Source organism: Bartonella sp. AA2SXKL, assembly GCF_042197205.1.
Lineage (GTDB): Bacteria > Pseudomonadota > Alphaproteobacteria > Rhizobiales > Rhizobiaceae > Bartonella.
The window spans coordinates 105775-129224 of record NZ_JBHIRN010000006.1 but is presented as its reverse complement, the minus strand read 5'-3'; the positions used below and the strand labels follow the sequence as shown (position 1 = coordinate 129224).

Annotated in this window: 31 protein-coding genes and 1 pseudogene; all 32 read left to right on the top strand. The window is 39.9% G+C overall.

What is annotated here, in order from left to right:
* A pseudogene (locus tag ACFINS_RS05640) lies at positions 1–65 on the top strand (elongation factor Tu); the annotation flags it as partial.
* 61 nt (positions 66–126) lie between these two features.
* Positions 127–435: a 30S ribosomal protein S10 gene (gene rpsJ, locus ACFINS_RS05635; RefSeq protein ID WP_005773267.1), complete on the top strand. Its 309-nt coding sequence runs from the start codon at positions 127–129 to the stop codon at positions 433–435.
* 27 nt (positions 436–462) lie between these two features.
* A complete protein-coding gene (gene rplC, locus ACFINS_RS05630) occupies positions 463–1200 on the top strand; it encodes a 50S ribosomal protein L3 (RefSeq protein WP_273791404.1) in 738 nt (245 codons plus the stop codon).
* Between the two features lie 2 nt (positions 1201–1202).
* Entirely contained in the window at positions 1203–1823 is a 621-nt protein-coding gene (gene rplD / locus ACFINS_RS05625) for a 50S ribosomal protein L4 (RefSeq protein ID WP_375613145.1), read from the top strand.
* Positions 1820–2113, top strand: a complete 294-nt coding sequence (locus ACFINS_RS05620; RefSeq protein WP_273723987.1) for a 50S ribosomal protein L23 — start codon at positions 1820–1822, stop codon at positions 2111–2113. Before rplD ends, ACFINS_RS05620 begins: the two co-directional genes overlap by 4 nt.
* A 20-nt stretch (positions 2114–2133) precedes the next feature.
* A complete protein-coding gene (rplB, locus tag ACFINS_RS05615) occupies positions 2134–2967 on the top strand; it encodes a 50S ribosomal protein L2 (RefSeq protein ID WP_375611474.1) in 834 nt (277 codons plus the stop codon).
* A gap of 15 nt (positions 2968–2982) precedes the next feature.
* Positions 2983–3261, top strand: a complete 279-nt coding sequence (gene rpsS / locus ACFINS_RS05610) for a 30S ribosomal protein S19 (protein ID WP_004855734.1) — start codon at positions 2983–2985, stop codon at positions 3259–3261.
* Positions 3262–3263: 2 nt separating this feature from the next.
* Positions 3264–3653: a 50S ribosomal protein L22 gene (gene rplV / locus ACFINS_RS05605; protein ID WP_273791407.1), complete on the top strand. Its 390-nt coding sequence runs from the start codon at positions 3264–3266 to the stop codon at positions 3651–3653.
* Complete coding sequence (gene rpsC, locus ACFINS_RS05600) at positions 3653–4363, top strand: 30S ribosomal protein S3 (protein WP_273791408.1); 711 nt, start codon at positions 3653–3655, stop codon at positions 4361–4363. The genes rplV and rpsC overlap by 1 nt, the downstream gene beginning before the upstream one ends.
* Positions 4364–4399: 36 nt before the next feature.
* On the top strand, positions 4400–4813 hold the full coding sequence (gene rplP / locus ACFINS_RS05595; RefSeq protein WP_375611475.1) for a 50S ribosomal protein L16: 414 nt from the start codon (positions 4400–4402) through the stop codon (positions 4811–4813).
* A 12-nt stretch (positions 4814–4825) separates the two neighbouring features.
* Positions 4826–5026, top strand: a complete 201-nt coding sequence (rpmC, locus tag ACFINS_RS05590) for a 50S ribosomal protein L29 (protein WP_375606714.1) — start codon at positions 4826–4828, stop codon at positions 5024–5026.
* Positions 5027–5037: 11 nt separating this feature from the next.
* The gene (gene rpsQ / locus ACFINS_RS05585) at positions 5038–5277 is read left to right on the top strand and encodes a 30S ribosomal protein S17 (RefSeq protein WP_012231991.1); all 240 of its coding nucleotides are present in this window, start codon (positions 5038–5040) and stop codon (positions 5275–5277) included.
* 144 nt (positions 5278–5421) lie between these two features.
* Positions 5422–5790: a 50S ribosomal protein L14 gene (gene rplN, locus ACFINS_RS05580; protein ID WP_004855715.1), complete on the top strand. Its 369-nt coding sequence runs from the start codon at positions 5422–5424 to the stop codon at positions 5788–5790.
* A 12-nt stretch (positions 5791–5802) separates the two neighbouring features.
* On the top strand, positions 5803–6117 hold the full coding sequence (gene rplX / locus ACFINS_RS05575) for a 50S ribosomal protein L24 (RefSeq protein WP_375611476.1): 315 nt from the start codon (positions 5803–5805) through the stop codon (positions 6115–6117).
* Positions 6110–6667: a 50S ribosomal protein L5 gene (gene rplE, locus ACFINS_RS05570; protein WP_375611477.1), complete on the top strand. Its 558-nt coding sequence runs from the start codon at positions 6110–6112 to the stop codon at positions 6665–6667. Before rplX ends, rplE begins: the two co-directional genes overlap by 8 nt.
* A 24-nt stretch (positions 6668–6691) precedes the next feature.
* Positions 6692–6997, top strand: coding sequence for a 30S ribosomal protein S14 (rpsN, locus tag ACFINS_RS05565; RefSeq protein WP_273791412.1), 306 nt, complete (start codon positions 6692–6694; stop codon positions 6995–6997).
* Positions 6998–7011: 14 nt separating this feature from the next.
* On the top strand, positions 7012–7410 hold the full coding sequence (gene rpsH, locus ACFINS_RS05560; RefSeq protein WP_375611478.1) for a 30S ribosomal protein S8: 399 nt from the start codon (positions 7012–7014) through the stop codon (positions 7408–7410).
* Between the two features lie 39 nt (positions 7411–7449).
* The gene (rplF, locus tag ACFINS_RS05555) at positions 7450–7983 is read left to right on the top strand and encodes a 50S ribosomal protein L6 (protein WP_375621436.1); all 534 of its coding nucleotides are present in this window, start codon (positions 7450–7452) and stop codon (positions 7981–7983) included.
* 12 nt (positions 7984–7995) lie between these two features.
* Positions 7996–8358 (top strand): 50S ribosomal protein L18, encoded by a 363-nt coding sequence (gene rplR / locus ACFINS_RS05550; RefSeq protein WP_375611480.1) that lies wholly within the window; start codon positions 7996–7998, stop codon positions 8356–8358.
* 111 nt (positions 8359–8469) lie between these two features.
* Positions 8470–9018, top strand: coding sequence for a 30S ribosomal protein S5 (gene rpsE, locus ACFINS_RS05545; RefSeq protein WP_015856574.1), 549 nt, complete (start codon positions 8470–8472; stop codon positions 9016–9018).
* 31 nt (positions 9019–9049) lie between these two features.
* Positions 9050–9256, top strand: coding sequence for a 50S ribosomal protein L30 (gene rpmD, locus ACFINS_RS05540; protein WP_375611481.1), 207 nt, complete (start codon positions 9050–9052; stop codon positions 9254–9256).
* Between the two features lie 20 nt (positions 9257–9276).
* Positions 9277–9744, top strand: a complete 468-nt coding sequence (gene rplO, locus ACFINS_RS05535) for a 50S ribosomal protein L15 (protein WP_375611482.1) — start codon at positions 9277–9279, stop codon at positions 9742–9744.
* A 161-nt stretch (positions 9745–9905) separates the two neighbouring features.
* Positions 9906–11252 carry a preprotein translocase subunit SecY gene (secY, locus tag ACFINS_RS05530; RefSeq protein WP_375705963.1) on the top strand — a complete coding sequence of 449 codons (1347 nt, stop codon included), beginning with the start codon at positions 9906–9908 and terminating at the stop codon, positions 11250–11252.
* Positions 11249–11827, top strand: coding sequence for an adenylate kinase (locus tag ACFINS_RS05525; RefSeq protein WP_375611484.1), 579 nt, complete (start codon positions 11249–11251; stop codon positions 11825–11827). Before secY ends, ACFINS_RS05525 begins: the two co-directional genes overlap by 4 nt.
* A gap of 180 nt (positions 11828–12007) precedes the next feature.
* Complete coding sequence (gene rpsM / locus ACFINS_RS05520) at positions 12008–12376, top strand: 30S ribosomal protein S13 (RefSeq protein WP_026500557.1); 369 nt, start codon at positions 12008–12010, stop codon at positions 12374–12376.
* Between the two features lie 114 nt (positions 12377–12490).
* Positions 12491–12880, top strand: coding sequence for a 30S ribosomal protein S11 (gene rpsK, locus ACFINS_RS05515; protein ID WP_007347762.1), 390 nt, complete (start codon positions 12491–12493; stop codon positions 12878–12880).
* A 94-nt stretch (positions 12881–12974) separates the two neighbouring features.
* Entirely contained in the window at positions 12975–13988 is a 1014-nt protein-coding gene (locus ACFINS_RS05510) for a DNA-directed RNA polymerase subunit alpha (RefSeq protein WP_375611485.1), read from the top strand.
* 24 nt (positions 13989–14012) lie between these two features.
* On the top strand, positions 14013–14441 hold the full coding sequence (gene rplQ, locus ACFINS_RS05505) for a 50S ribosomal protein L17 (protein ID WP_273791421.1): 429 nt from the start codon (positions 14013–14015) through the stop codon (positions 14439–14441).
* A 267-nt stretch (positions 14442–14708) separates the two neighbouring features.
* The gene (locus ACFINS_RS05500) at positions 14709–16103 is read left to right on the top strand and encodes a DegQ family serine endoprotease (protein ID WP_375705962.1); all 1395 of its coding nucleotides are present in this window, start codon (positions 14709–14711) and stop codon (positions 16101–16103) included.
* 9 nt (positions 16104–16112) lie between these two features.
* Positions 16113–17438 (top strand): replication-associated recombination protein A, encoded by a 1326-nt coding sequence (locus ACFINS_RS05495; protein ID WP_375613137.1) that lies wholly within the window; start codon positions 16113–16115, stop codon positions 17436–17438.
* A gap of 969 nt (positions 17439–18407) precedes the next feature.
* Positions 18408–19451 carry a recombinase RecA gene (gene recA / locus ACFINS_RS05490; RefSeq protein ID WP_273791424.1) on the top strand — a complete coding sequence of 348 codons (1044 nt, stop codon included), beginning with the start codon at positions 18408–18410 and terminating at the stop codon, positions 19449–19451.
* A gap of 205 nt (positions 19452–19656) precedes the next feature.
* The gene (gene alaS, locus ACFINS_RS05485) at positions 19657–22323 is read left to right on the top strand and encodes an alanine--tRNA ligase (RefSeq protein WP_375705961.1); all 2667 of its coding nucleotides are present in this window, start codon (positions 19657–19659) and stop codon (positions 22321–22323) included.
* Positions 22324–23450: the final 1127 nt, after the last annotated feature.

Below are 23450 nucleotides of genomic sequence, written 5' to 3'. Positions count from 1 at the left end.
GTTTTGCTATTCGTGAAGGTGGTCGTACTGTTGGTGCCGGTATCGTCTCTAAGATCATTGAATAAATAATGCTTGTTGAGTGCTTTGATTATTGAAGGCACTTTATATAACAGGGAAATAAAGAGCATGAACAGTCAAAATATTCGCATTCGCTTGAAAGCGTTTGATCATAGAATTCTTGATACGTCGACGCGTGAGATCGTATCGACTGCTAAACGTACCGGTGCAAATGTCCGTGGTCCCATTCCGCTTCCGACGCGGATTGAGAAGTTTACGGTCAATCGTGGACCGCATATCGATAAGAAAAGTCGTGAGCAGTTTGAGATGCGAACACATAAGCGTCTTCTTGACATTGTTGATCCAACGCCGCAAACAGTGGATGCGCTTATGAAGCTCGATCTTTCTGCTGGTGTGGATGTAGAAATTAAGCTCTGAGGTTTGAGGACAGAAGGAACAGACCCGATGCGTTCAGGTGTAATAGCACAGAAGCTGGGCATGACCCGTATTTATAATGATGCTGGTGAGCATGTGCCGGTGACGGTACTTCGTTTGGAGAATTGTCAAGTCGTTGCTCAGCGTACAGTTGAAAAGAATGGTTATACTGCTGTTCAATTAGGTGTAGGCTTTGCTAAGGTTAAGAATACTTCACAAGCTCTTCGTGGACATTTTGCTAAGGCTTCTGTTGAGCCTAAAGCCAAAATAGCAGAGTTTCGTGTAAGTCCTGATAATCTTCTTGATGTTGGTACTGAGATTACAGTGGAACATTTTGTTCCAGGACAAAGAGTTGATGTGACTGGTACCAGTATTGGTAAGGGGTTTGCTGGTGTTATGAAACGACATAACTTTGGTGGACATCGTGCTTCTCATGGTAATTCGATCACACATCGTGCTCATGGTTCTACAGGGCAGTGCCAAGATCCTGGTAAAGTTTTTAAAGGTAAAAAAATGGCTGGCCATATGGGGCAAGTGCGTGTAACAACACAGAATATTGAAGTTATTTCCACTGATAGTGAGCGTGGTTTAATTTTAGTGCGTGGTGCTGTTTCTGGTTCTAAAGGTTCTTGGATTTTGATACGGGATGCTGTGAAGAAGCGTCTTCCTGATAATGCTCCAAAGCCTGCTGGTATTCGCCGTCTTGTGAAGGAGAAAGCGGAAATGGTTACTCCGGTGACGGAAACCTCTGAGGTTGAGGGAGCCTAATAATGGATCTTGTAATTAAAACTCTTGATGGTAATGAAGCTGGCAAATTAAAGGTTTCTGAAGCTATTTTTGATCTTGTTCCGCGTGAGGATATTTTGCAACGTGTTGTTCGTTGGCAGCTTGCACGTCGTCAGCAGGGAAGTCATCAATCCCAAGGTCGTTCTGATGTGTCGCGAACAGGGGCAAAAATGTTTAAACAGAAAGGAACTGGGCGTGCTCGACATTCATCTGCACGTGCACCGCAGTTTAGAGGTGGGGGTAAGGCTCATGGACCAGTGGTTCGTAGCCATGCGCATGATCTTCCTAAAAAGATTCGTGCTCTTGGGTTACGTCTTGCTTTATCTGCAAAATTAAAAGCAAAAGATTTAATTATTGTGGATGAGTTGACTGTTAAGGATGCTAAAACGAAAATGCTTGTTTCTCATTTTTCTAAGCTTGGATTTAATAACGCTCTCTTGATTGATGGTAAAGAGATTGATATTAACTTTTTTCGTGCAGCCTCTAATATCCCTAATATTGACATTTTGCCTATTCAGGGAATTAATGTTTATGATATTTTGCGTCGCAGCAAACTTGTTTTATCAAAAGCAGCTGTTGAGGCTCTTGAGGAGCGTTTTAAATGACAGATCTTCGCCATTATGATATAATTATTAGTCCAGTTATTACTGAAAAGGCGACTATGATTTCTGAATATAATCAAGTTGCTTTTAATGTCGCGCCGAAAGCGACGAAGCCTGAGATTAAGGCTGCTATTGAAGCGCTTTTTAGCGTAAAAGTTAAAGCAGTTAACACGATAGTCCGTAAGGGTAAAGTGAAGCGTTTCAAAGGTATAGTTGGTCGGCAGAGTGATGTCAAAAAAGCGATCGTAACTCTGGCCAGTGGTCAGACTATCGACGTTTCGACAGGTCTTTAAGAGGCTCGGAGATAGGAATAATGGCACTTAAGCAGTTTAATCCAACGACACCTGGGCAGCGTCAGCTTGTTATTGTGGAACGTTCTTGTCTTTATAAGGGAAAACCTGTAAAGATGTTAACTGAAGGTTTGTCTTCAAAGGGTGGGCGTAATAATCGCGGTCGTGTTACTGCTCGTTTTCAGGGTGGTGGACATAAACGTAGTTATCGGTTTGTCGACTTTAAGCGTCTTAAACGTGATGTTTCAGCAAAGGTTGAGCGTTTAGAATACGATCCTAATCGTACCGCTTTTATTGCTTTAATCCGCTATGAGGATGGGCAATTGAGTTATATTCTTGCACCACAGCGTCTTGGTGTTGGTGATTCTGTTATGGCTGGTTTAAATGTGGATGTTAAACCAGGTAATGCTATGCCTCTTGCTAATATGCCTGTAGGTACAATTATTCATAATGTTGAGATGAAGCCAGGGAAAGGCGGACAGATTGCACGTTCAGCAGGTGCTTATGCGCAGTTGGTTGGACGAGATCATGGTATGGCTATTCTTCGTTTAAATTCTGGTGAGCAGCGTTTGGTTCCGAGTAGCTGTTTTGCAACTGTTGGCGCTGTTTCAAATCCTGATCATGGGAATATTAATGATGGTAAGGCGGGGCGGTCACGTTGGCGTGGTAAACGTCCACATGTTCGTGGTGTTGCTATGAACCCCGTTGATCATCCACACGGTGGTGGTGAAGGTCGTACATCGGGGGGGCGCCATCCAGTTTCTCCCTGGGGTAAACCTACGAAAGGTAAGCGTACGCGCTCCAATAAAGCCACTGATAAATTTATTATGCGTACGCGTCATCAACGCAAGAAATGAGAAAGGTAGTCTGAGGTGGTTCGTTCAGTGTGGAAAGGTCCGTTTGTTGACGGCTATCTTCTTGGTAAAGCAGAGAAGGTACGTGCAAGTGGGCGCAACGAAGTTATAAAAATATGGAGTCGTCGCTCTACTATTTTACCGCAATTTGTTGGTTTAACTTTTGGTGTTTACAACGGTAATAAGCATATTCCTGTTTCTGTTTCTGAAGAGATGGTTGGGCATAAGTTTGGTGAGTTCGCTCCTACCCGGACTTATTATGGTCATGGTGCCGATAAGAAAGCGAAGAGGAAGTAGGAATGGGAAAAGCTAAAGTTTCGCGCCAGCTTAAAGATAATGAAGCAAGAGCTGTTACGCGGACAATTCGTGTTAGTCCGCAGAAGCTTAATTTAGTTGCTGCAATGATTCGTGGTAAAAGAGTTAATGTAGCGCTCGCTGATTTGATGTTTTCACGCAAGCGAATTGCTGCTACTGTGAAAAAAACGCTTGAATCAGCAATTGCAAATGCAGAAAATAACCACGATCTTGATATTGATTCGCTTGTTGTGGCGGAAGCTTATGTTGGTAAGTCGATAGTGATGAAGCGCTTTCATGTTCGGGGTCGAGGGCGTGCTAGTAGAATTGAACGTCCATTTTCGCATCTTACTGTTATTGTTCGTGAAGTTACCGAAAAAGTGGAGGCCGCGTAATGGGGCAGAAGATCAATCCAATAGGACTTCGTCTTGGTGTTAATCGGACTTGGGACTCTCGTTGGTATGCTGATAGTGGTGAATATGGGCGCCTTCTTCATGAAGATTTGAAAATTCGTTCATATGTGCTTGAGGAACTTAAACAGGCGGCTATTTCTAAGGTTGTTATTGAGCGTCCTCATAAAAAGTGTCGTATTACAATTCATTCTGCACGTCCTGGTTTGATTATTGGTAAAAAGGGTGCTGATATCGAAAAGCTTCGTCGTAAGCTCTCAGAAATGACGGATGCTGAAACTTCATTGAATATTGTGGAGATTCGTAAACCGGAGATTGATGCGACAATTATTGCGCAATCAATTGCTCAACAGTTAGAGCGTCGTGTTGCTTTTCGTCGTGCAATGAAGCGTGCTGTTCAGTCTGCTATGCGTCTTGGTGCGGAAGGTATTCGTATCAATTGTTCTGGCCGTCTTGGTGGTGCTGAAATTGCTCGTATGGAATGGTATCGTGAAGGTCGTGTTCCACTTCATACCTTGCGTTCTGATGTTGATTACGGTACAGCAGAAGCTAAGACCGCTTATGGTATTTGTGGTATTAAAGTTTGGGTCTTTAAGGGTGAGATTCTTGAGCATGATCCTATGGCTTCAGAACGTCGTGCTACGGAAGCTGATCAATCTGGTTCTTCATCGAATCGTCGCCGCGAAAATGCTTAGTTTTTGAGATTGAACTAAAATTTGGAGTAGAGAACAATGTTGCAGCCAAAGCGCACAAAGTTCCGTAAACAGTTCAAAGGCCGTATTCACGGTTTTGCGAAGGGTGGTACGGATTTGAATTTCGGTGCCTACGGTTTGAAGGCTGTTGAGCCGGAGCGGGTTACTGCTCGTCAAATTGAAGCGGCGCGTCGTGCGATTACACGTTATATGAAGCGTTCTGGTCGTGTGTGGATTCGCATTTTTCCAGATCTTCCGGTTACATCTAAACCGACTGAAGTTCGTATGGGTAAAGGTAAGGGAAGTGTTGATTATTGGGCTGCACGTGTTGCTCCTGGGCGCGTCATGTTTGAGCTTGATGGAGTTCCGGAGGATGTTGCACGTGAAGCACTAAGATTGGGTGCTGCAAAGTTGCCTATAAAAACGCGTTTCATCCAGCGTATTGCTGAATAATGAGGTTAAGCGATGAGAGCCACAGAATTACGGGCGCAAACGCTCGACCAAATGAAAGATGAATTGGCTAAGTTAAAGAAAGAGCAATTTAATTTGCGTTTTCAAAAAGCAACAGGTCAATTAGAAAAGACTGCGCGCGTTAGACAAGTTCGTCGTGATATTGCGCGTATTAAAACTTTTCTTCGTCAAAAAATAAGTGAAAGTAAGGTTTAAGGAAATAAGAGATGCCTAAACGCGTTTTGCAGGGTGTTGTTATTAGCGACAAAAGTGATAAGACTGTTGTTGTCAAAGTTGAACGCCGTTATTCTCATCCGCTTCTTAAGAAGACTGTTCGGCAGTCTAAAAATTATAAAGCGCATGACGAAAACAACCAATTCAAGATTGGGGATCAAGTTTCTATTCAAGAATCTAGACCAATTTCGAAAGATAAATGTTGGATTGTTGTAAAAGACAATGTAGCATAAAGAGTTAAGCTTATTGTTTTAGAATTTAACAGTGTGGTTATCATTGATAAATTTGAAGACGATAACTTTATCGTTATTTGGCAGGCAAATCCGAGTGTGTAAAAGATACAATCGGATATATGTGTTAAGAGAAGGTGGCCAGTCATGATTCAGATGCAAACAAACCTCGACGTTGCTGATAATTCTGGAGCGCGTCGTGTCATGTGCATCAAAGTGTTAGGCGGTTCAAAGCGGAAATATGCTTCGGTCGGTGACATTATTGTTGTTTCGGTTAAGGATGCAATTCCTCGTGGCCGTGTTAAAAAAGGTGATGTTATGAAAGCTGTTGTGGTTCGTACTGCTAAGGATATTCGTCGCGCAGATGGTAGTGTCATTCGTTTTGATAGTAATGCTGCGGTTTTAGTGGATAACAAAAAAGAGCCGATCGGTACTCGTATCTTTGGACCTGTTCCTCGTGAATTGCGTGGTAGGAATCATATGAAGATCATCTCGCTTGCTCCTGAAGTTCTGTAAGGAGTAAATGTTATGCAAAAGATTCGAAAAGGTGATAAAGTTGTTGTTTTGTCCGGTAAGGATAAAGGATGTAGTGGTGAAGTAATTAAGGTTAATCCAAAAGAGAATAAGGCTTTTGTTCGTGGGATTAATATGATTAAACGTCATCAACGTCAAACGCAGAAGCAAGAAGCTGGAATTATTTCTAAAGAAGCTCCGATTCATCTGTCTAATTTGGCGATTGCTGATCCTAAAGATGGTAAGCCTACACGTGTAGGCTTTCGTATGAATGCAGATGGTAATAAAGTTCGTTTTGCCAAGCGTTCGGGAGAGTTGATTAATGGCTGAGGAAAGACAAATACCGCGTATGAAAGCGCATTATTTTGAAGTGATTCGTAAAGTGCTTCAAGAGAAGTTTAATTACAGAAATGCGATGCAAATTCCGCGGATTGATAAAGTTGTAATAAATATGGGGATAGGTGAAGCAACTGCTGATTCGAAGAAGCCTTCCCTTGCCGCTGAGGATTTAGGGCTAATAACGGGTCAGAAGGCTGTTGTTACGCGTGCGCGTAATTCTATTGCGACCTTTAAGGTTCGTGAAGGAATGCCTCTTGGGGCTAAAGTTACATTGCGTAAAGATCGTATGTTTGAGTTTTTAGATCGTCTTGTGACGATTGCTCTTCCGCGGGTTCGTGACTTTCGTGGTTTAAATCCAAAGAGTTTTGATGGTCGTGGCAATTTTGCTATGGGTATTAAAGAACACATTGTGTTTCCAGAAATCAACTATGATAAAGTTGATCAAATTTGGGGCATGGATATTATCGTTTGTACGACAGCAAAAACGGATGATGAAGCTCGTGAGTTATTGCGTGCTTTTAATTTTCCTTTTCGTTCGTAACGGCAAACGTAGTGAGGTGAAATTATGGCCAAAGTAAGTGCCGTTGAAAAAAATAAGCGTCGTGAGGTGATGGTAAAGCGCTATGCTGCCCGTCGTGCACGTTTGAAAGCAATAGTTATGGATCAGAAGGTTTCTCTTGAGGAACGTTTTAAAGCTTCTGTTCAGTTGGCAGAGTTGCCGCGTAATTCTTCGAAAGTTCGTATTCGTAATCGCTGTGAGGTTTCAGGTCGTCCGCGGGCTTATTATCGTAAATTAAAAATGTCGCGAATTGCGTTGCGTGAGCTTGGCTCTATTGGCTATATTCCTGGTATTGTAAAGTCTAGTTGGTAAGAGGAGATTATTTAATGTCTATGTCAGATCCTCTTGGTGATATGTTAACACGTATTCGTAATGCACTTGGTCGTAAAAAAGGTAAAGTAGTTACTCCAGATTCGAAGCTTCGTGCGCACGTTCTTGATGTTCTTCAGTCGGAGGGTTATATTCGCGGATATAATCGAATTGATTTAGGTGATGGGAAAGCGGAGATTGAAATCGAATTGAAGTATTTTGAAGGGCTGGCTGCTATTCGTGAGATTTCACGTGTATCAAAGCCAGGGCGTCGTGTGTATGTTTCTGCTAAGTCACTTCCTCAGGTGGCAAATGGCCTTGGTATTTCGATTTTATCGACTCCTAAAGGCGTCATGGCAGATCATGAGGCGCGTGAACAGAATGTTGGTGGAGAACTCCTTTGTCGTGTTTTCTAAGTTATGTCAAGAAAACGGAAGAAAAAGTAGGTTAGAACAATGTCTCGTATTGGAAAGAAACCCATTTCAATTCCTTCTGGAGTTACTGCTACTGTTGAAGGACAGCTGGTTAAGGCAAAAGGTCCAAAAGGTGAGCTGAGTTACGTCGTCAATGATGAAGTCTTAGTCAAACTTGAGGAGAATATCATATCAGTTATGCCGCGGGATCAGTCAAAAGATGCGCGTTCTAAATGGGGTATGTCGCGCTCAATGATTGAGAACATTTTTTGTGGTGTGAAAGATGGTTTTGAAAAGAGGTTGGAGATTAATGGGGTTGGTTATCGTGCTGCTTTGCAGGGTAAGGATGTTCAACTATCTCTGGGCTTTTCGCATGATGTGGTTTATAAAGTTCCGTCGGGTGTTACTGTGACTGTTCCTAAGCCAACGGAAATTGTTGTTTCTGGAATTGATAAACAGCAAGTTGGACAAGTTGCAGCGGAAATTCGTGAGTATCGTAAGCCTGAGCCTTATAAAGGTAAAGGTGTTAAGCATGCAGATGAACGTATCTTCCGTAAAGAAGGTAAAAAGAAATAAGGATTTTGTATTATGGTTTCATCTAAGGACATTATCCAACGTCGTGCAAGGCGCGTTCGTCGTAGAATTAAAATGGTTTCTCATGATCGTCCTCGGCTTAGTGTTTATCGTTCAAATCAGAACATTTATGCTCAAGTTATCGATGATTTGCGGGGATGTACACTTGTTTCAGCCTCTACCCTTGAAAGTGATTTGAAAAAATCGTTAAAGAGTGGTGCTGATAAAAAGGCGGCCTTTGCTGTTGGTAAGTTAATTGCTGAGCGTGCGAAGAAAGCGGGTGTTAATGAGGTGGTTTTTGATCGTGGAGCGTATGTGTACCATGGTCGCGTCAAAGCTTTAGCTGAAGCTGCTCGTGAAGGTGGTTTGAGTTTCTAAAATTTCTTATTTATGAATGAGTAAGGAGAGTTTAGAGTATTTCGTTTAAGTTCTTCCAGTTTGATGAGGGACTTTGTTATCGTGCTTCCGGAAAAGAAAAAGGAATGAGGAATGGCACAAAAAGAACGTGGTGAGAGAGAAGAACGCGATAATGAATTTGTCGATAGGCTCGTTCATATCAATCGTGTTGCTAAAGTTGTAAAGGGTGGTCGGCGTTTTGGTTTTGCTGCTCTTGTTGTCGTTGGAGATCAAAAAGGCCGTGTGGGTTTTGGACATGGTAAAGCCCGTGAAGTTCCAGAAGCCGTTCGTAAAGCAACGGAATCTGCAAAACGTGGGATGATTTATGTTCCACTTCGGTCTGGGCGTACATTGCATCATGATCTTGAAGGTCGTCACGGAGCTGGGCGTGTTTTGCTACGCTCGGCTTCTGCTGGTACTGGTATTATTGCTGGGGGGCCAATGCGTGCTATTTTTGAAGCTCTTGGTATGCAGGATGTCGTTGCAAAATCACTAGGATCGTCGAATCCTTATAACATGGTTCGTGCAACATTTGATGCATTGAAACATCAAATGCATCCTAGAGATATTGCTGCTCAACGTGGTATAAAGTATTCGACTTTGCAGGCGCGTCGTCGCCATTTAGTCGACCTAGAAGGGTAGTTTCTGAGATTATCAGAAAAGGAATTAGGAAATGGTTCAGAAAAAATCTCAGAGTGGTAAAACTGTGACGGTGGAACAAATTGGAAGCCCTATTCGAAACTCACAGATTCAGCGTGCAACCTTAAAGGGGCTTGGACTAAATAAAATGCGTCGTCGGCGCGTTTTAGATGATACACTTTGTGTGCGGGGTATGATTGCTCGGGTTCGGCATCTTGTTCGCGTTATAGATGAAGGTTAAGGGTTGCGGGAGTATTAGATATGAAACTCAATGAACTGCGTGATTGCGAAGGCGCAACAAAAAATCGTAAGCGTGTTGGGCGTGGTATTGGTTCCGGTACGGGTAAGACTGGCGGTCGTGGTGTAAAAGGGCAAAAGTCACGTTCTGGTGTTTCCCTTAATGGTTTTGAAGGTGGGCAAATGCCCATCTATCGTCGTTTGCCAAAACGTGGATTTAGGAATTTCTTTACTAAAACCTACAATGAAGTTTCACTAGGACGTATTCAGTTGGCAGTTGATGCAGGTAAGTTGAATATTGAAAAGCCTGTTGATATGGTTTCTTTGAAAGAGGCTGGTATTATTCGTCGTGAAAAAGATGGGGTTCGTCTTCTTTCTGATGGTGATTTGAAGGCTAAGATTACCTTTCATGTTTCTGGTGCTTCACAAGCTGCTCGTGTTAAGATTGAAAAAGTGGGTGGTCAGGTTATTCTTCCTGATATTGCTCGATAATTTTTTAATATGAATAGAGACCTAAAGAAGAATAATATCTGTTTTGTGGGATCTTTTGTGGAGAATTGTTTAAGTTCTGCATTTGTTTGTGTATGCATATATGAATTTTAGGATTATACTTCTGTGATTTGAAGAACTGGAGTGTAAAGTGGAGACGTTTTATGGCATCAGCAGCAGAGCAATTTGCTTCCAATATAAATTTCGGCACCTTTTCGCGTGCAACTGAATTAAAGAAACGCATCTGGTTTACTCTGTTGGCGCTTCTTGTATATCGTTTTGGCACTTACATCTCTCTTCCAAGTATCAATATCGATGCTTTGCGGCAAACATTTGAACATCACGCGTCGGGTGTATTAGGACTCTTTAATATGTTTGCTGGAGGTGCTGTTGGGCGTATGGCTATTTTTGCGCTGGGTATCATGCCTTATATATCGGCATCTATTATTGTGCAATTGTTAACATCTATTATTCCTTCTTTGGAAACTCTTAAAAAAGAAGGGGATTTAGGTCGTAAGATTATCAATCAATATACGCGTTATGTAACAGTCGTATTGGCAATTCTACAAGCTTTTGGTATTGCGGTTGCGCTTGAAAGCGGTATAGGGTCGGGGCTTCAAATTGTTTTAGAACCAGGTCTTATGTTTCGTATTTCTTCTGTTATTACGCTTGTTGGCGGAACGATGTTTCTTATGTGGCTTGGCGAGCAAATTACGTCACGTGGTATTGGTAATGGGGTTTCTCTTATCATTTTTACAGGGATTGTAGCCAACTTTCCTTCTACTTTTGCTCAGCTTTTGACAGCTCATAGTCAGGCTGATTTATCAACTTTTCTTTTAATAGGAATCGTTCTTATTGCTGTTTTGGTTATTGGGCTTATTGTTTTTATAGAGCGTGCGCAACGGCGAATTCTTATCCAATACCCGAAACGTCAGGTCGGTAATCAAATGTTTCAAGGAGATATGTCGCATCTTCCTTTAAAGTTGAATACTGCTGGTGTTATTCCACCTATTTTTGCTTCATCTTTATTATTATTACCTGCCACTATTAATAATTTTTCTGATAAAATGCCACAATGGGTTCAGGAGATTTCTTATGCTCTTGGTCATGGACAGCCACTTTATATGATTGTTTATGCATTTTTAATGGCGTTTTTTTGCTTTTTTTATACAGCTATTGTGTTTAATCCAAGTGATACTGCAGATCAGTTGAAAAAACATTCTGGTTTTATTCCAGGGATTCGTCCAGGTGAGCGTACAGCTGAATATATTGATTACGTTTTGACGCGTATTACTGTTGTGGGCGCTATTTATATTATCTTGGTTTGTTTGTTACCTGAATTTATGATATCTGCATTACAGGTTCCTTTTTATCTTGGGGGAACATCCTTGTTGATTGTTGTTACTGTTACACTTGATACGGTTGCTCAAATTCAGGGGCATCTTGTTGCCCACCAATATGAAGGGTTGATAAAAAAATCAAAACTTCGTGGAGGTAGAAGGAATCGATGAGAGTTATTCTTTTAGGTCCTCCTGGAGCGGGAAAAGGTACGCAAGCAAAAATGTTGACTGAGGAATATAACATTCCTCATTTATCAACAGGGGATATGTTGCGTGAGGTGATTGCCAAAGAAACGGAGATTGGTAAAAAAGCTAAAGCTATTATAAGTTCTGGTGCTTTGGTACCTGATAGTATTGTTAATCAAATCGTATCAGATCGGATTGATGAAGCTGATTGTGTAAACGGTTTTGTTTTGGATGGATATCCGCGAACTGTGGGGCAAGCAGAAGCGTTGCAACAGATACTGGATTCAAAAAATATGCGGCTTAATGCTGTTATTGAATTGTGTGTTGATGAAGACGTGTTGATTGAACGTATGAAGAAGCGCGTTGAGGAAACAATAGCGACTGGTGGACAGGTTCGTTTAGATGACAATCCTGTTGCTTTTGCAAAAAGATTAGTAGAATATCGTGAAAAAACAGCTCCCTTATCAAAATTTTATTCAGAGAGGGGAATGTTGAAGGTTATTGATGGAATGATTGGTGTTTCTGAAGTGACACGTATGATTAGAGGTTTTTTTTCATGAGATTTTTTTTAGAAATAAATGAAAAGAGTTGACTTTTGAGATGAAATCTATCAGAAGTGAATTTAATTTATTTTAGTGAAATAATAGGATTCGGAAGAATTTTTTTCTGAGTCTATTTTTTTCTGTAAGGTATATCAGGTATTTTATAACAATTTGTCAAAATAACTAAGGAGAGTAGGCGTGGCTCGTATTGCTGGCGTCAATATCCCGACAAATAAGCGTGTAATTATTGCGCTTCAATATATCCACGGGATTGGACCAAAATTTGCTCAAGAAATTATTGAAAGAGTTGGCATTCCTTTGGGGCGTCGTGTGCATGAGCTTTCAGATGCTGAGGTGCTGCAGATTCGTGAGGCAATAGATCAGGGGTATCAAGTTGAAGGTGATCTTCGTCGTGAGGTTGCTATGAATGTTAAGCGTTTGATGGATCTTGGTTGTTATCGAGGATTGCGTCATCGCCGGTCTTTGCCTGTCCGAGGACAGCGTACACATACGAATGCCCGTACACGTAAAGGTCCGGCTAAGGCAATCGCCGGTAAGAAGAAATAAGGGCCTTTGTGGAAGGTTTTTTATATATTCTTTTTCTTGTTTGATTTTTTTGACAAGGAAAAAAGGTGGAGCTGCTGATGTTACGGCAGTGATGAGATCGTTGAAAGGGAAATTATGGCCAAGGAAGCCACACGTGTTCGTCGTCGCGAACGTAAAAATATTTCATCGGGTGTTGTGCATATTAATTCAACATTTAATAACACAATGATTACTATTACTGATGCTCAGGGTAATGCAATTGCTTGGTCATCTGCTGGAGCTCAGGGGTTTAAAGGTGCGCGTAAATCGACACCTTTTGCTGCTCAAGTTGCTGCGGAGGATTGTGCAAGAAAAGCGCAAGAGCATGGTATGCGTTCTTTGGAAGTTGAAGTTTGTGGACCTGGATCAGGGCGTGAATCTGCTTTACGTGCATTGCAATCTGTTGGTTTTGTCATTACTTCTATTCGCGATGTAACACCAATTCCTCATAATGGATGTCGTCCGCGGAAAAGGCGGCGTGTTTAATTGGGTGTTGTTTTTTGTTGTCGGAGATTTCTCTGATGTTCACATTGGTCGTTACGATTGAATGGTAACGGAACTAAAGAACGGGAATAAAAATATGATCCAGAAAAACTGGCAGGAACTTATTAAACCCAATAAGGTTGAATCATGTGCACATGATAATCCAAATATTATAAGTGTGATTGCTGAACCTCTTGAGCGTGGTTTTGGTTTAACGTTAGGAAATGCGCTTCGTCGCGTTTTGTTATCTTCGCTTCGTGGTGCTGCTATTACTGCTGTGCAGATTGACGGTGTCTTGCATGAATTTTCATCGATTCCAGGTGTGCGTGAGGATGTTACGGATATTATTCTGAATATAAAAGAAATTGCACTTCGTATGGAAGAAGAAGGGCCCAAACGTGTCGTCGTTTATAAAGAGGGGCCTGGTGTCGTGAAAGCGGGAGATATCAGTACAGTTGGAGATATGGAAATTCTAAATCCAGATCATGTTATTTGTACTCTTGATGAAGAAGCTGAAATTCGTATGGAATTTATTGTCAACACAGGAAAGGGGTATGTTCCATCTGATCGTAATTGTGTTGATGATGCACGTATAGGGCTTATTCCAATTGATAGTCTTTATTCACCGATCCGTAAGGTATCTTATAAAGTAGAAAATACACGCGAAGGTCAAGTTCTCGATTATGATAAATTAACGCTCACGATTGAAACAAACGGTGCTGTTAATGGTGAGGATGCTGTTGCTTTTGCAGCACGCATTCTTCAGGATCAATTATCGTTATTTATTAACTTTGAAGAGCCACAGAAGGAGCCTGTTGAAGAGGCTGATTCTGAGCTTTCTTTTAATCCTGCACTTCTCAAAAAAGTAGATGAATTAGAACTTTCAGTTCGTTCGGCAAACTGTCTTAAGAACGATAATATTGTTTATATTGGTGATCTGATTCAAAAAACAGAATCTGAAATGCTTCGGACACCGAATTTTGGTCGCAAATCGTTGAATGAGATTAAAGAAGTTTTGGCGTGTATGGGTTTACATCTTGGGATGGAGATTCCTGCGTGGCCGCCTGAAAACATTGATGATCTTGCAAAACGTTATGAAGATCAATATTAAAATTAGAATTTAAGGAGAGGGCTTATGCGCCATAGTAAGTCAGGACGCAAGTTGAACCGTACTGCCAGTCACCGTAAAGCGATGTTTGCAAATATGGCAACTTCGTTGATCGAGCATGAGCAGATTGTGACAACGCTTCCAAAGGCTAAAGAAATTCGTCCTATTGTTGAAAAACTCGTTACTCTTGGTAAGCGTGGTGGTTTGCATGCGCGTCGGCAAGCTATTGCAGCACTTCGTGATGCAGGAAAGGTTGCAAAATTATTTGATACGCTTGCGCCACGTTATGCATCACGCAACGGTGGGTATTTGCGTATTATGAAAGCGGGGTTTCGTACCGGTGATAATGCGCCCATGGCTGTTATAGAATTTGTTGATCGTGATGTTGAAGCGAAGGGTGCTGGGGATCGTGCTCGCATGGAAGCTTCTGAGAATGAAAAGGGAACATCTTCGTAGAGTTTTTTATTCTGTTGGATTTTTAAAGGCCGCCTTGTCTTGGGCGGTTTTTTTGTGAGCATTTTTAAGTTTGTTTTAGTTGAGAAATAGGTGCAGAGAGAAAATTATAGAATATTGAATTATCTTATTTTTATAATATTTATTGTTCAAATAGGTTGTTTTTATTCTCTATTATGAAATATTAATAGAGGTCCTTAATTTGCGGGGATACGTTTTTTTATTCTATTAATCTTCAACAGAATGTGCTGATTTTATAAGGAGTGGATTATGAGGTATTCTTTTTGGGTGCGGATTTTTTTTGCAATTATGATGCAGATATCATTTGATCATGTATATGCTCATGTTCCTCAAACACAAACAGAAATCACCCTTTCATTTGCTCCTTTAGTTAAAAAGACAGTTCCATCTGTTGTAAATATTTATGCAGCTCGACAAATTAGAGCTCGATCACCTTTTGAAGGCGATCCATTTTTTGAGCAATTTTTTGGTCGTTTTCAAAATAAATTTCCTGTTCGTAAGCAATCGTCATTAGGATCAGGGGTGATTGTTGATGCACGTGGTTTGATCGTTACAAATTACCACGTCATTAAAGATGCAAGTGAAATTAAAGTGGCTTTTTCTGATGGACGGGAGTTTGAGAGTAAGGTCGTGCTCAAAGATGAAGCAACTGATATTGCAATTCTTGAAGTTAAGGAAAAAGATGCTCAATTTCCGGTTCTTTCTTTGGGAAATTCTGATGCTGTTGAAGTTGGTGATCTTGTTCTTGCTATTGGTAATCCTTTTGGTGTTGGTCAAACAGTTACAAGTGGTATTGTTTCAGCGCAAGCGCGTACACGTGTTGGGGTTTCTGATTTTGACTTTTTTATTCAAACAGACGCAGCCATTAATCCAGGGAATTCTGGTGGCGCTTTAATTGATATGAAAGGTCAGTTAATCGGAATTAATACGGCTATTTATTCGCGTTCCGGTGGTTCTGTAGGGATTGGTTTTGCTATTCCAGTTAATCTTGTAAAAGTGATGCTTGATACTGTTAAACGCGGTGGAAAATATTTTGTGCCGCCTTATATTGGGGCTTCTTTTCAAAATGTTACAGCTGATATTGCTGGTGGTTTAGGTTTAGAACGTCCCTATGGTGCTCTGATTATTGAAGTTATCAAAGATAGTCCTGCTGAAAAAGCTGGATTGAAAGTAGGTGATGTTATTTTGAGTGTGCAGGGGGTACGCGTTGACAGTCCAGATAGTCTTGGTTATCGTTTGATGACAGCTGACGTTGAGCATAGTCTTGCTTTGGAATATTTACGAAGTGGAAAAACTTTAAAAACACAAATAACAGTTTCATCGATATCAGAAACTGCATTTTTAAAATCTGAAAAAATTACGGGTGACAGTCCTCTTGCTGGTGCTGAAGTGTTAGATTTGACACCGCAAAATAGTCGACGTTTTCATCTTCCTATATCTGCAAAAGGGGTTGTGATTATCAATCTTGATAAAATGAGCAATGCAGCTGGAATTTTTCAGTCAGGAGATATTCTACGTGTTGTAAATGGCCATAAAATTCAAACAGTTCATCAGTTGAAAAAGGTTCTTATGCAAGGTCGCTCAAATATGTGGCAATTGGAATATGAACGTGATGGTATGTATATTCGCCAATTTATTCGTTGAGGTTTTTTTTTGAAGAAAGATTTTTTTACTTCGTCGTTTGATTTTCAAGTTAATAAAAATCAGCCACTTGCAGAAAGAATGCGCCCTTGTTCTCTCAATGATGTTGTGGGACAAAAGCATTTGATTGGAGAGGATGGTTTGCTTTCACGTATGGCGGCAACAGGCTCAATTGGATCGATGATTTTTTGGGGACCTCCAGGGACGGGAAAAACGACCGTTGCACGTTTGTTAGCCCTTGAAACAAATTTCGCGTTTGAACAGGTTTCTGCTATTTTTACAGGAGTTTCTGAACTTAAAAAGATTTTTGAAGTTGCGCAGAGGCGTTTTATATCTGGGGATAAAACACTTCTCTTTGTTGATGAAATTCATCGGTTTAATCGTGCACAGCAGGATAGTTTTCTTTCTGTGATGGAAGAGGGTACTGTGGTACTTATAGGTGCAACAACCGAAAATCCTTCTTTTGAACTGAATGCTGCCCTTCTTTCGCGTGCACGTGTTTTAACATTTCTTTCTCATGATCATGAAAGTTTGGACATGCTTTTGAGGCGTGCTGAAGAAGTGGAGGGAAAAACTCTTCCCTTGGATAATGATGCCAGAGACGTTTTGATAGAGATGTCTGATGGTGATGCGCGGGTTGCGTTAACATTGGCAGAGGAAGTTTGGTCTATTGCGCCATTGGGAGAGATTCTTGATGTTGTTGCTTTGCAAAAAGTTATTCAGCGTCGTGCGCCTATTTATGATAAAGGACGAGATGGGCATTATAATCTCATTTCAGCGTTGCATAAATCCGTTCGTGGATCTGATCCTGATGCTGCGCTTTATTATTTGGCACGTATGTTGGATGCTGGTGAAGATCCTCTCTATATTGGGCGAAGATTGGTTCGTATGGCCGTTGAAGATATTGGTTTGGCGGATCCTCAAGCTCTTGTCATTTGTAATGCAGCAAAAGATGCCTATGATTATTTAGGATCACCAGAAGGAGAGTTGGCCTTGGCGCAAGCATGTCTTTATGTTGCAACTGCGCCAAAGTCAAATGCAGCATATCTTGCGTATAAAGCAGCACTGCGTTGTGCACGCAAAAATGGCTCTTTACCACCTCCTAAGCATATTCTTAATGCTCCTACGAAATTTATGAAGGAAGAAGGGTATGGAAGTGGTTATTGTTATGACCATGATGAACCAGATGCTTTTTCAGGACAAGAATATTTTCCCGAAAAACTTGGACGTCAGAGTTATTATAAACCAGTTGAGCGTGGTTTTGAGCGTGAAATTGTGAAACGTCTTGAGTGGTGGCAACAGTTGCGCAAAAAACGTAAAGATCAAAATAAAATTTGAGTTGAAATACGTTTTTTATTGATCTCTTATGTTATTGTATGAGAAATTTAGCTTATATTTTAAACATTTATTGCATTGCTTATAGAGATTTTTTTTGATATTTTCAAAAGTGCGTGTTTTTTCAAATTTAAATATGTCATTCAACTTTTAAGCTGCTCTATTTTTTTTGGTTTTTATTAAATAATATATTGACTTATAATGATGATTGACTGTTTCGTAAGTTGAATGAAAGTTTCAAATACCGTAAATTTCTCTCATCCCAAGTCTGTTATTTGTTGAAGAAATCAAGTTATTCGCTTGCATGTTACAAGCAGGATTAGCGTGTGATAAAAACTGTACAAGAAAAGACTAAAAATCCCTCTTATGAATTGTCTCAAGTACCGAAAGCTGTTGCAATATTGGAGGATGATAAATAGTGTGATGGTGCCGGCTTGCTCCTTCTATAGAGTAAAGATGGTGGTGCCTAAAGGGTTTTGCAGTATACCACATTCATAGGTGTTGTCACAAAATGAGCTTGGAAGTTTTGAGAGATGTTTCTTAAATCAAGTGCATGAATATGCAACACAATAGCGTTTTGTTCTTCGATGCAATAGGGTATGAGGTTGATTGATGATGCGTTTTTTGTGTGATCAATAGCGGGAGAATTCTTAGTCTCTCAAGTATTTAATCAAAGGGATAAGCAGAAGGGTTGTAGAACATTGTGTTTAAAATTAAATTGTTCCTTTTCTAGAGAGATATAAATATGTTAACTATGCTCCCATAGAGATATTACTTTATTGGAGTTTATTATGTGTCATAAGATAAGCAATGCCAATTCTTTATTGTGATGGTCATGAATGTTTATGGACATAATGTGGAGATAGGAATGGAAATAGTCTGTGAAACTCTAAACTCAAACCTTTAGTTAAATTAAAAGTACAGTGTACACTAAAGTTTTAGGTTATTATGAATTCGGTCAAGGATATAATCGTGGATAAAACAAAAGCTCTCGATGCTGCTCTCTCACAAATTGAACGTTCTTTTGGTAAAGGCTCGATTATGCGTCTTGGGCAAAAAGAGCAAGTTGTTGAAATTGAAACAATTCCAACAGGATCGTTATCCTTGGATATTGCTTTAGGGATTGGTGGATTACCGAAGGGGCGTATAGTTGAGATTTATGGACCAGAAAGTTCTGGGAAAACAACATTGGCTCTCCATGCTATTGCTGAGGCACAGAAAGGTGGTGGGATTTGTGCTTTTATTGATGCAGAGCATGCGCTTGATCCTATTTATGCGCGTAAGCTTGGTGTTGATTTAGAAAACTTGTTCATTTCTCAGCCAGATACCGGTGAACAGGCATTGGAAATTACAGAAACGTTGGTTCGTTCTGGTGCCGTTGATGTGCTTGTTGTGGATTCTGTCGCAGCTTTAACACCGCGAGCAGAAATTGACGGTGAAATGGGTGATGCTTTGCCCGGATTGCAAGCTCGGTTAATGAGTAAAGCGTTACGAAAATTAACCGCAGCAATTTTTCGCTCTAACTGTATGGTTGTTTTTATTAATCAAATTCGCATGAAAATTGGTGTGATGTTTGGTTCTCCTGAAACGACAACGGGTGGAAACGCTTTAAAGTTTTATGCTTCTGTTCGTTTAGATATTCGTCGCATTGGATCCATTAAAGATAGGGATTCAATTGTTGGTAATCAGACGCGCGTTAAAGTGGTGAAAAATAAATTGGCACCTCCATTCAAACAGGTTGAGTTTGATATTATTTATGGTGAAGGTATTTCCAAAGTAGGTGAGTTGATTGATTTGGGTGTCAAGGTTGGTGTTGTGGAAAAATCTGGTGCATGGTTTTCTTATAATTCTCAGCGTTTAGGGCAGGGGCGTGAGAATGCAAAGCAGTTTTTACGTGAACATGTGGAAATAGCTACAGAGATTGAAGCAGCTTTGCGCCAAAATGCTGGTTTGATTGCGATTGAATTGTTAGAAAATGCAGGGTCAGAAAATATAGAAAGTGATGAAGCCATTTGATGGGGCGTTTTTTTCGTCTATAATTTTTTTCTTTAAGATTTTCCTGTTTTTTTGTTTGAGTTTTTAAATACGCAGTCATTTTTTTCTCAATTTTTTAAAACAAATATTCCATTTTTGATTAAATTGACTCCATGCGTGGCGAAGAGGATTTAATGAGGGGGGATTTTTCTTTTATGGTTTTGTGCTGTATTGAGCAGGTGTCAACATGAATAGTGTTAATAATATTCGGTCAACATTTTTGGATTATTTTCATCGTAATGGGCATAAAGTTCTTTCTTCTAGTCCGCTTGTTCCGCGGAATGATCCTACACTTATGTTTACAAATGCAGGGATGGTGCAGTTTAAAAATGTTTTTACTGGACTTGAACAACCTTCTTATACGCAGGCAACAACGGCACAAAAATGTGTTCGTGCGGGTGGAAAGCATAATGATCTTGATAATGTTGGTTATACGGCGCGCCATCATACATTTTTTGAAATGTTGGGTAATTTTTCTTTTGGTGATTATTTCAAAGAAGAAGCCATTTTTTTATCATGGAATCTTTTAACAAAGGAATTTTGCCTGCCAAAAGATAAATTGTTGGTGACAGTTTATCAGAGTGATGATGTTGCTGCTGAACTGTGGCGTAAAATTTCTGGTCTTCCAGATGAAAAAATTGTCCGTATTGCGACGGTTGATAATTTTTGGTCGATGGGAGAAACAGGCCCTTGTGGGCCTTGTTCGGAGATTTTTTATGATCATGGTGATGAAATATGGGGCGGTCCTCCTGGAAGTGCTAATGAAGATGGGGATCGCTTTATTGAGATTTGGAATCTTGTTTTTATGCAGTATGAGCAAGTTTCCAAGGAAGAACGTGTTAACTTACCTCACCCTTCTATTGATACAGGCATGGGATTAGAGCGTATTGCTGCTGTTTTACAGGGCGTTCATGATAATTATGACATTGATCTTTTTCGTGCATTAATTGCTGCATCAGAAGAAATTACAGGGATTGAGGCAAAGGGTGATTTTATTGCCAGCCATCGTGTCATTGCTGATCATCTTCGCTCATCTGCATTTTTGATTGCTGATGGTGTGCTTCCTTCTAATGAAGGAAGAGGATATGTTTTACGTCGTATTATGCGTCGTGCTATGCGTCATGCGCATCTTCTTGGTGCTAAAGAGCCCTTAATGTGGCGACTTTTGCCTGCTTTAATTCGCGAAATGGAACAAGCCTATCCTGAGTTGGTGCGTGCTGAATCTTTGATTTCAGAAACTTTAAGGTTAGAAGAAATACGTTTTCGTAAAACGCTTGAACGAGGACTTGGTTTGTTGAACGAAGCAAGTACCGATCTTAAAGAAGGGGACTATTTGAATGGTGAAGTTGCTTTCAAGCTCTATGATACCTATGGTTTTCCGCTTGATTTGACGCAAGATGTTCTTCGTCGTCGCGGAATATCTGTTGACGTTGGTGCTTTTGATAAAGCGATGGAACGCCAAAAAGAGGAGGCACGTGCCAATTGGTCTGGTTCTGGAGAAGCTGGAACAGAGAAAATCTGGTTTTCTGTTCGTGATCAAGTGGGGGCCACAGAGTTTTTAGGTTATGAAACTGAGACAGCGAAAGGTATTCTTACAGCTCTTGTATGTGATGGTAAAATTGTTGATCATATTTCTTCAGATCAGAAAGCTATGCTTGTTGTTAATCAGACACCTTTTTATGGTGAATCTGGTGGGCAAATTGGTGATAGCGGTATCATTTCTGGTGAAAATTTTATTTTTAAGGTGCATGATACCCAAAGAAAGGGTGATGGTGTTTTTATCCATATTGGGGAGGTGAAATCTGGTCAGGCATCGAGGTCTGATTGTGTAGAATTAACGGTTGATATTGTTCGTCGTAAGAAAATTCGTGCGAATCACTCTGCTACTCATTTGTTACACGAAGCTTTACGCCAAACATTGGGGGACCATGTTACACAAAAGGGTTCTCTTGTATCGCCAGATCGGTTGCGTTTTGATTTTTCCCATCCAAAATCCGTTTCACCAAAAGAGTTGAAAAAAATAGAAGATTTAGCCAATGAGATTATTTTGCAAAATAGTAAAGTAATAACGCGCCTCATGGCTGTAGATGAGGCCATTTCTGAAGGAGCCATGGCATTGTTTGGTGAAAAATATGGTGATGAAGTTCGCGTTGTTTCTATGGGGGAGCCACTTGAACAGGAAAGATTAAAAAAGCGTTGGTCAATTGAGCTTTGTGGAGGGACACATGTGGAGCGAACAGGTGATATTGGTTTAATTCATATTGTTTCTGAAAGTTCTGTTTCAGCTGGAGTGCGGCGTATTGAAGCTTTAACAGGCAAAGAAGCACGTCTTTATCTTAGCCGCCAAGATGAACGTATTCATGAAATCGCTGATCTTTTAAAAACTTCTTCTGCTGGTGTGGAAGAACGGGTGCGAATTTTGCTTGATGATCGTCGTAAACTTGAAAAAGAATTGAATGATGTACGCAAGAAAATGATGTTGAGTGGTGGAGTAACAGAAAGGAGCCAAGATGATATTATCATCATCAATGGGTTTTCTTTTACCGGACGCGTTGTTAAAAATATTTTACCACGGGATCTTAAGGCGCTCGTCGATTCTGAGAAAAAACAAATTGGATCTGGAGTGGTTGCTTTTATTAGTGTCTCGGAGGATGGAAAAGGGAGTGCTGTTGTCGGTGTTACGGATGATTTAACGGATAAATTAAATGCTGTAGATCTCGTTCGTATTCTTTCAGCGATGCTTGGTGGTAAAGGTGGAGGTGGCCGTCCTGATATGGCGCAGGCTGGTGGTCCTGAGGGGAACAAAGCTGATGAGGCATTTGCGGCACTAAAAGATTTTCTTGAAAAAAATTAAAGAATGAAATCATTCTGCATAGGTATTTTTCACATTGTTATATTTGGTTGGCATCTATGTATCATGAATATCTGTCTGGTGTATTTCTGAAATGCAGATACAGCGTAATTGGGGAAAATATAATTGTTAAAGATAAAAACAGTGTTTGTCTTTATCACCACTTTATCATTTGGCTTTATAGCTTCCAAGCGTTTCAGGAGTCACCTTTTTAAGATAAGATAGATTATGCAGCACTTCATGCTTTACTGTGTATTCTTTTACTAGGAAGACTCGTTATTGTGTTGCTCTTATAGATTTTTTGAAGAAACATCTCTTTTTATGAAAGGAAAAATACAAGATTTATTGCATACGATTATCCTTATAAAGTTATAAGCTATCATTATTCGATTAGTTTTCAAATGAATAAAATTTCTTTCCTTGAAAAGGCTTATAAAAGAGTTGTTGTATCTTAGAGCTATTATTTTCATTTTGCTTGTTATGTACAAGAAAACAGTTTTTTGGTTTATTATTAAAAGGTCTTGAAAGGAATATTCTCCTATCTTTATAAATCTTTATTTTAAGTTATAAAGTAATGAATTATCAATATAAATCAAAGGAATATAACATAAATCTAAATATTTAGATTAACATCTAATTTATTTATGATAAAATTGCTTTAATATATTGAATTATAATGATAATTTATCGTTTTATCTTTTGAATAAGAGCTACGAATATTCGTAGGGTTTTATTATTTCAAATTCTGTGTATGTTAAATTAATCAAAACCACTCACGAATGTCGTTGTGAAATGGGCTTAAGAGCATTGAGAAATGTTTCTTAAAAAAAGTTATATGAATGTGCAAAACAAGGATGTTCTGTTCTTTATGAGAGGACTATAAAGAAAGTGATAAACAAAAGTGCAACGCAATACATAATATTCATTATTTAAAAGATATTACTTTAGTTCGTTTTGAAATTCGTAAAGCTGAGTGAAAGGAAGACGGTAAAACTGGAAATTGTTTTTACCTTTACATCTTTACATTTTCCCTAAATGAGAATGTATACTCGTCAGTATGCACAGATATAGGAAAATATTTTTGTTAAATACCTAAAATGGATTGTGGCATTTTTAGAAATCTTTTTACT